This is a genomic window from Streptomyces cyaneus (assembly GCF_004028635.1).
GTDB classification, from domain to species: Bacteria; Actinomycetota; Actinomycetes; order Streptomycetales; family Streptomycetaceae; genus Streptomyces; species Streptomyces cyaneus.
The window spans coordinates 1-6,680 of sequence record NZ_RQJW01000032.1 but is presented as its reverse complement, the minus strand read 5'-3'; the positions used below and the strand labels follow the sequence as shown (position 1 = coordinate 6,680).

The window sequence follows — 6,680 nt, the reverse complement described above, 5'->3', positions numbered from 1 at the left end:
ACGAGCGGTTCAGTCATCGCCAAGCGCGTAGGCCCCGACACTGCCTCAACTACAGCGACGCCGAGGCCGACCACCTGACGCTTAACGGCCGTTTCTGATGGCCAGCGGGGGATGCCGTACCCCCTAATGCGTGTTACACAAGGCCGTGAGCTGGGCATTGGCATCTCCCCGGAATAGCCGGGGCATTAAGGGCTGAGTGGCTGGAGTGGAGACGTTCATCGGGCTGCGAGTGACGCAGTTTCAGCGTCTGTTGAAGATAGTGCAGGAGCGCGGCAGTAATGGCACCCTTCGGGGCCGGCCGTGGTCTCTGCCCCTGGCAGAGCGGGTGCTGGTGGTCGCGATGTACTACCGCACGAACCTGACCATGCGGCAGCTCGGCCCTCTATTCGGCGTCTCTTCCTCCACGGTGTGCCGGGTCATCCAACGGCTGGGGCCGCTGCTCGCGCTCGAGCCCGTTTCGCGCCCGGCCGATGCTGCCGACCGGTTGTGGATCGTGGACGGCACCCTGGTCCCCGCCCGCGACCGGAGCGTGGGCGCGTCCTCGCGTAACTACCGATTCTCGGCGAATGTGCAGGTCATTGTGGACGCCGACACCCGGCTCGTAGTGGCCGCGGGCCGGCCGCTGCCAGGCGCCACCGCGGACGCGGCCTAGCGGCGCTCCGGCCTGGCCGAACGCTGTGACGGGGTGACGGTGCTCGGTGATGGCACCTACCTCAACACCAGCCTGATCGTCCCGCACCGCAAATGCCCCGGACGCCCACTGCTGAGGGGCGCAGAGGAACACAACGCCGAGCACCGCAAGGTCCGTCCCTGCGTGGAGCACGTGATCGGACGGATGAAGAACTACAAGATCCTTCGCGAGTGCCGGCAGCGCGGCGATGGCCTCCACCACGCCGTGCAGGCCGTCGCCCGCATGCACAACCTCGCCCTCGCCGCATGACCAGACACACCAACACCCCAGCTCATGGGGCCTGATCACAGCCTTGTGTCCACACCCGCGGGTGCACCAGCGCGCTCTGCTCGGCCGATTCCTTGGCCTGTACCTCCCACAGATCCTGGAGGATGCCCTCTCAAAATGGACGGGCCGCGCCACTCATTCATCACGGCCAACGAGTGATCGCTGCACAGGTCCACCCATTGCGAGCGCTGGTCTGGAAAGGTCACGGCTCGGTAAGTGCGGCGGCCCTCTTCCTTGCCGCAGGCTGAGCACGGCTTTGCCAGGGGGCGGGGCGCAGCTTGCCTTGGCTTGCGCGCGGTCGGGTTCGGCCGGTGCGAGATCGAGGCGTGTCGCGCCCAAAGCCGCCAGTCACAGGGAGTTCTGTTCCCGCGCTTGGAGTTCCTCAGCAGACCGAGCCGGAGCCAATGCAGCCCAGCGCCAGTCCTCGCCGCTTGCAGGGAGGGCACAGTCAAGTGTCACGGCAATGACTGACACGTCCTCCTGCTGTCGCTGCGTCTCCGCCTCCTTCTCTTGGTACTGCCTCACTTCGGCCAAGCTATGGGCACTGGCCGGGCATTTGCGTTGTTTTGCGACGCTCCAACGATCACAGTGAAAGTAGGCCGTGAGGAAGATCCCGGCAGTCCTGGGGGATTGGAGGTACCCGGCTACAAGCTGAGTGGCCAATGCTGTATCGAGCGAGTCGTTCCAGCAGCCCTTGCATTCGATGACGACTTTGATCGGATCGTTCCCCGTGCCCTCGGTATCAGGTGCTTCGATCTGGATGTCTGTGCGCAGACCGGGGAAGCCTGGACGGCGCACTTGGACCTCACGGTTGATGACGACTCGGTGACCGCCGATGTCCTGCAGGAGAAAGGTTGCAACGATGTCACTAAAGTCTTCTTCCCAACACGGCCACCATTCGGAGTGATTCACACCGGCTCGGTCCCGGTTCCACAGAGCGACGACCGGCCCGTTGGGGCGATGGAGTGCCTTCGCGAAGCGATCAAGTGATTCGAGGACGATGTCGAGCAGGTGCCGCTCGTCCGCGATCCAGCGCAGCTGGGCTGCATCGGCGAGGCGGATCAGCTGCTCGGGTTCCACAGGTTGGACATATCGGGCGGCGGCTGTACGGGTGGCGGCGCGGGCGTCTACACGCAGTTGCCAGATTCCGGGGTACTCCTCGGAGAGGGCACGCAATGCGGTGGCGGCTTCCACCGTGCCTTTGTGGACAAGGATGTTCGGCAGAGTGCGGGACATGTCGCGCAGCCGGTCATCGTCGTCGACGAAGCCGGATTGCAGGGGCCGGTTGACAACGGCGTCGATCCCGATCTGGTTGACGAGCAACCGGTAGAAGTCCGCTAGGTCGCGTTCCGGGAGCAAGGCGACGGCGTTTGGCCAACTGCCCGGCGGGGCGGGCATCCGTGTCAGCCCGTGCAGGAAAGCATCAAGGCTGGCTGGGTCATCGAGGCGACGGCGGATGAGCGGCCAAACGAGCGGCAAGGTCGTGAGGTGCAGGAGGGCGACGGCCGCAAGCATCCATCGGACGTGTTCTGGTGAGTGGGGTGGGTGATCGGCTGGATTGTCGGCGAGCGCGGTGGCTAGTTGGAGCGACGCTTCCGCATCCCTGCGGACCGCAAGTTCGCTCAGAACGGCCTGCCACAGTTCTGGGCGTCGGTCCGGGTGCTTGGCCCAGCTATGCAGGGCTGGACGCGCGCTGTCCAACGGCAGTTCTGCGCATGTACGAGCGATGGTTCGTGCCACGTCGTCGTGGACGCCGTCAAGGACTGCTGTGATCAGACCGGAGAGTGCTGCTTCGGCCCTTTGTCCGCAGATGCGTAGCAGTCGTCGATGAGTGTCGTGTACGCCAGGGCTGGGGTGCATGGTGGCCAGGGCGACGGTCCATCCGGCCCATCTTGCGAGCTCTGGCGGGACGTTTGACAGGTCATCGACCAGAGCTAGGGCCGTGAGTTCGGGGGCGATGCGAAAGTCGATGGCGCCGTAGGGCACCAGGTTCTCGGCAGTCAAGGGCGAGACCGAACGCAGCACATGCAGGGCGGCCCGCGAGAGGAGGTCGTCCAGCTGGGTGCCGGCCGACGGCCGGGACGGCGCCTCGGTTACTGCAGCAAGCCATGAGCCTTCCCAGTTGGCGGGGGAACCGTCTGCTGTGTGGTGCAGCTCGCTGACAACCTGCGCCCAGGCGCTCCGTAGCTGATCCGGCGCAGTGGTGTGGACAGCGTCGAGCGCCGCGTGAAGGGCGGTTTCGTCGTAGGTGTTCTGTCTGCGCTCCGCCTCTCGGAGCTCGCGGTGCTCTCGCTCCCACGGCGACTCCGCTGGCGGGTTGTCCCAGAAGTCGGTGGCGGCGCGCAGAGTCGGATGAGAGGCTCGGGCGGCCTGAGCCCGTTCCAGCACGGTCCGCTCCTCGGGAGGCGGGAATGCAACAGCCAGGTGTGAGACTTGCTCATCGGCGGCAGACAGCAGGCCCCAGTGCTCCATCCAGTACAGGGCATCGGCCGAAGGAAGCAAGCCACCGATGACCCTGCCCACGTGCAATGCGAGGAACTGCTCTGCGCTGGCACGTGTGATCAGCAGTTCCGCAAGGCTGCGCCTGGTCTGAGCCTCCTGGCCCATTGCCTCTGCCAGATCCTGCAACGGGGTGTGCAGGTCCTGGCTGAAGAGGAGTTCATGCTGCCCGGCGAGCCCCAGCAAGGCTTCCGTCACATTGGACAGCACGGCGTCGGATAGCGGTTCCTGACCGGCGAGAGTGATGCCGCGGCCGAGAAGGGACACCGCAAGAGCACGGCTTCGATTGTCCTCCGAATCGCAAAGGGTGTCACGGGCCCAGGTGATGGCTTCATCCAGCTCCGGCACGTTGATGAGCTCTGGGATTTCCCGGCGCAGCATGTAGGCACGGCCGATCAGTTGTGGATCCGGGTCGCGCACACTGCTCAAGAACTCGGCCAGCGTGATGTGGGTTGGCCACAACTGTCGGAGCGCCGCCGCGACGACCTCGGGGGACTCGTCCTTGCTCAAGGCACGGATGCGCTGGACTTCTTCGGCATCTGGCGCGCTGATCCCAGTTAGGGCCGCCACCCGTACCTCGGCGTGGGCGTCTCGGTCTTCGGCGAGGATCAGCAATTCGGCGCTCAGCTCGGGCCGGCGGCATGCCCGGGCGATGCGGACAACTCCGAAGAGGAGGTTCACCTCTGTCGTGGCTTTGAGGTACGGGCGTAGCTGTTCCGCCAGCTGAGGGTGGTCCAAGCGGTGAAGTGAGGCGCTGTCGAGCCTGACGGTGTCGTCACTCTTGAGCAGGGTGAGGAGAGCATCAACTACCCGGGCCCGATCTCGCTCCGTTCGCCGGGCCAAGTCGGCGAGGAGCAGGACCAACGGATCATCCCGGAGCAGGTCTTCGAACACCGTTGTGCTCGTGTCGCTGCGCCAGGCAGCCACCTCCTGATGCGCGGGAAGGATGTGCCGGGACGGCCCGTCGCCGATCCACAGCAGCTCCCGCTCCACAGCTGCCTGAATGTCGCGGCGGCGCATGAACTCGGCGGCGAGGAACTCCTGGTAGCTCTTGTGCGCGAACTCCCAGCGGTAGTCGCCCAGTGGCCTCAGCAGACTCGACTCGGTCAACTGGCTCAGCTCGTTCATCGTGCACGGAACGGGACTCCCGAGGTGGCCGGGCTCATCGCCTGCGGCCAGGCGGGACAGTTCAAGGTCGTCGACAGTCAGCCCCCCGTCCGGGGGCGCTCCGTCCGCCAATGCGACATACGGACCGAACTGCAACGCGGCCGCAACCCGTGTGGCAACGGCAAACAGGTTCTCGGCTGATGCCTGGGTGCGTCGGATCTCCGCCCGCTTAGGGCGGCGGGTCTCCTTGCACAAGTGCAGGCACGCCTCGCTGTACGCCTCAGCAGTCGTAGCGGGGAGTGCTCCACGACTCGTGTAACTGGTCAGCATCTGCCGCAACGTCATCGGATGGATAGCCAGCGCTACCAAGCCGCGTTGCTGGACCAGGCGTGAGAAGGCGGCTGGGTCTTCCAAATGAACGGCGCGAGCGGCCAGAGTGACATCGTCCCGCGAGAGCGGCGCTAGACCGACCATCACCAATTGGTCCACGGCCCAAAGCCGGCACAGTTCTGTGTGCAGCCCGGACGGCCATCGAGCCGTGCGGCAACTGATGCGCAGACGCAGCCCCCTCCGAGCCTCATCCTCCAGACCTTCGACCTGCTCAATGATCAATTCGTCCAGTTCCAGCAGGTTGTCCAGCCCTTCGTCCAGGCCGTCCAGGAGCACGTGCCACTCAGTCGCATCGGTCGGCGGCTGGAACACCACGGCCAGTTTCGCCGCAGCGCGAGCCGCGTCTGTACCGCACCTACCGAGATCGAGCCGCTGCACAGGAAGACCCGCAGCCTCCAGGTCACGCTGTTCCTGCTCGAACGCGTACGACTTGCCCATGCCCCACTCACCCCGCAGGACGAGTACAGGTACCGCTCGCTCGTCAGCCAGCGGCCGCCCCGGAGCCGAGCCAGAAAACAAGGACGCCAACGGCCAGCCGTAGCGATCCGACTCTGGAAGTTCCCCCAGCGGGAAAACCCGCCGCTTCCACGGCAGACACGGCCACTCCATGACGCGCCACTCCCCACCGGTTCCCAGCGATACGACATCGACCGACGCAGCACTCACACCCTAAGAGGCACCACTGACACAATCCCTTCACCGAACGACCCTTCACCAGCCAGCAGACCAAGAACCCACCGGTGCCCTCCCCGTCCACCTCGCTCCCTCACTCACCGTGACTGATGCGCTTGATCAGCCCTCCTGCGACACTCCACCCATGCACCTCCACCGCAGCTCCTCTGGGAGAATCTGACGAGTACGAGCGTCTCCGGGGAGCGCGTGGGAAGAATCGGCTGGCTAACGAGGCACGAAGCTGAAAGACCACGAAAGTGAGATCCGTGCGGCAGCGATCTCGTCAGTACCTCCAGCGAGCGCAGGGAACGCGGCATCGTGCGGGCTGCGTCGGCGATGACCGCGGCGTCCTTCATGTCGGTCTTCGCCTCGCCGGGGTACAGATCGGCAATCCGCCACATGGCGAGTCCGAGCAGGTAAGCAACCTTGCAGCCCGCGTCGCGGGCGACCGTCAGGGGCAGGGCGCCGATCGAGGGGGGCTGGTCCACGATCACCAGGACAGTGCCGAACTTGGTCTTCAGCTTGGTGAAGACGTCGCCCAACTCCGGTTCGGTGCTGGGTAGTTGTTTGTCGAAGACCTTCTTGACGGTCAGGGTGAGGCCGCGCCCGTGGTGGCCGCTCTTGCCACGTCCAGGCCGAGAAAGACGCCTATCTCGTCGCTGTCGTTCCAGCCGTCCTCCCGAACGAACGTCGTGCGTGCTGGCCTGGGTGTGGCGTCGTGTGCGCATCCACCTTATGCAGACCTTCCGCCCGCAGGCGGCCAGGCGTCGCGCTCGGCCGGTCGGTAGTCGAACCTCTCATCAGCGTCTCCAACGGCGCCTCTCGGACCCGGGTGGCCCCACCCCCAGGTCATCGGGGCGACAGGGAGGACCAGCCATGCCGGGCCCGGAGGCCAGCCGTCCTCTTACAGGACCGCGAAGAAGAGAGCGGGGGAATACGGCATCCCCCGCTGGCCATCAGAAACGGCCGTTAAGCGTCAGGTGGTCGGCCTCGGCGTCGCTGTAGTTGAGGCAGTGTCGGGGCCTACGCGCTTGGCGATGACTGAACCGCTCGT

General features: G+C 65.5%; 1 protein-coding gene and 2 pseudogenes. 1 reads left to right on the top strand and 2 read right to left on the bottom strand.

Going from position 1 to position 6,680, the window contains the following annotated elements; all coding sequences use genetic code 11:
• Window positions 1-173: 173 nt before the first annotated feature.
• Window positions 174-940: pseudogene (locus tag EHO50_RS43795) on the top strand (transposase family protein).
• Window positions 941-1,306: 366 nt separating this feature from the next.
• Here EHO50_RS43795 and EHO50_RS43790 read toward each other — a convergent pair.
• Entirely contained in the window at window positions 1,307-5,392 is a 4,086-nt protein-coding gene (locus EHO50_RS43790; RefSeq protein WP_128437472.1) for a hypothetical protein, read from the bottom strand.
• A 521-nt stretch (window positions 5,393-5,913) separates the two neighbouring features.
• Window positions 5,914-6,278, bottom strand: a pseudogene (locus tag EHO50_RS43785) (IS110 family transposase); the annotation flags it as partial.
• Between the last annotated feature and the right edge of the window lie 402 nt (window positions 6,279-6,680).